The 2,074-nt window shown below is 72.2% G+C and carries 2 protein-coding genes; both read right to left on the reverse strand.

Annotated elements, in window-relative coordinates:
* Positions 1-51: 51 nt before the first annotated feature.
* Positions 52-864 (reverse strand): HAD family hydrolase, encoded by an 813-nt coding sequence (locus RIM90_RS05755; RefSeq protein ID WP_309059457.1) that lies wholly within the window; start codon positions 862-864, stop codon positions 52-54.
* A partial coding sequence (gene serS, locus RIM90_RS05760) for a serine--tRNA ligase (RefSeq protein WP_309059458.1) occupies positions 861-2,074 on the reverse strand: 1,214 nt, incomplete at its 5' end. The genes serS and RIM90_RS05755, both read right to left, overlap by 4 nt.

The following is a 2,074-nucleotide window of genomic DNA, read 5'->3' on the forward strand; positions in this document are numbered from 1 at the left end:
CGCCGAACGCCGAACGCCGAACGCCGAACGCCGAACGCCGAACGCCGGGCGTCAGCCCAGCAACCGCTCCAGCACCACCGCGATCCCGTCCTCCTCGTTGGAGGACGTCACCTCGTCGGCCACCGCCCGCAGTTCCCGGTGGGCGTTGGCCATGGCCACGCCGTGCGCGGCCCAGGCGAACATCGGGATGTCGTTCGGCATGTCACCGAAGGCGATCGTCTCCGCCGCCTTCACGCCCAGCCGGCGCGCCGCCAGCGACAGCCCCGTCGCCTTGGACAGCCCGAGCGGGAGCAGTTCGACGATGCCCTCACCCGCCATGGTGACCGTGACGAAACCGCCCGCGGTGCGGGTGGCCGCCTCGGCGAGCTCGTCGGAGGTCAGGGTCGGGTGCTGGATGTACAGCTTGTTCAGGGGCGCCGTCCACAGGTCCGACGCGTCCGTGAACGGGGTCGCGGGCAGCCCGCCCACGACCTCGTAACCGGGACCGACCAGCACCTCGCCGTCCAGCCCGTCGCGGCTCGCCGCCAGGTGCAGCGGACCGACCTCCGCCTCGATCTTGGCCAGCGCCACCCCGGCCAGCTGCCGGTCCAGCGTCACCGAGGTGAGCAGGCGGCCCGCTCCGGCGTCGTACACCTGGGCGCCCTGGCCGCAGACGGCGAGGCCCCGGTAGCCGAGGTCGTCGAGTATGGGGCGGGTCCAGGGCACCGCGCGGCCGGTGACGACGATGTGCGCGGCGCCCGCCGCGGCGGCCGCGGTGAGCGCGTCCCGGGTGCGCCGGGAGACCGAGTGGTCGTCACGCAGCAGGGTGCCGTCGAGGTCGGTGGCGACGAGCCGGTACGGGAAGGACGAGGAGTCGGTGCTCACTTGGCGACCGGCTCCAGGATCTCCCGGCCGCCCAGGTAGGGACGCAGCACCTCGGGCACGCGCACCGAGCCGTCGGCCTGCTGGTGGTTCTCCAGGATGGCCACGATCGTGCGCGGTACGGCGCACAGGGTGCCGTTGAGCGTGGCCAGCGGGCGCACCTGCTTGCCGTCACGGACACGGATCTGCAGGCGGCGGGACTGGAACTCGGTGCAGTCCGAGGTCGAGGTCAGCTCGCGGTACTTGCCCTGGGTCGGGATCCACGCCTCGCAGTCGTACTTGCGCGCGGCGGAGGAGCCCAGGTCGCCCGAGGCGACGTCGATCACGCGGAACGGCAGTTCCAGCGAGGTCAGCCACTGCTTCTCCCACTCCAGCAGCCGCTGGTGCTCCGCCTGTGAGTCCTCCGGAGCGACGTACGAGAACATCTCGACCTTGTCGAACTGGTGCACGCGGAAGATGCCCCGGGTGTCCTTGCCGTGCGAGCCGGCCTCGCGGCGGAAGCAGGGCGAGAAGCCCGCGTAGCGCAGCGGCAGCCGGTCGGCGTCGATGATCTCGTCCATGTGGTACGCGGCGAGCGGCACCTCGGACGTGCCGACCAGGTAGAGGTCGTCCTTGTCGAGGTGGTAGACGTCCTGGGCGGCCTGGCCGAGGAAGCCGGTGCCCGCCATGGACTGGGGACGGACCAGCGCCGGGGTCAGCATCGGCGTGAAGCCGGCCGCGGTGGCCTGGGCGATCGCCGCGTTCACCAGGGCGAGTTCGAGCAGGGCGCCGACGCCGGTGAGGAAGTAGAAGCGCGAGCCGGAGACCTTGGCGCCGCGCTCCACGTCGATGGCGCCGAGGATCTGGCCGAGCTCCAGGTGGTCCTTGGGCTCGAAGCCCTCGGCGCCGAAGTCGCGGACGGTGCCGTGCGTCTCCAGCGTGACGAAGTCCTCCTCGCCGCCGACGGGCACGTCGGGGTGGACGAGGTTGCTCAGCTTGAGCAGGAGCTCCTGGGTCTCGGCCGCGGCGGCGTCGCGCTCGGCGTCGGCCGCCTTGACGTCGGCGGCGAGCTGGCTCGCCCTCTTCAGCAGCTCGGCCTTCTCGTCACCGGCCGCCTTGGGGATGAGCTTGCCGAGCGCCTTCTGCTCGGCGCGCAGCTCGTCGAAGCGGACGCCGGACGACCTGCGCCGCTCGTCGGCAGACAGGAGGGCGTCGACGAGCGCGACGTCCTCTC

The organism is Streptomyces sp. (assembly GCF_031181555.1).
Classification (GTDB): domain Bacteria; phylum Actinomycetota; class Actinomycetes; order Streptomycetales; family Streptomycetaceae; genus Streptomyces; species Streptomyces fimbriatus.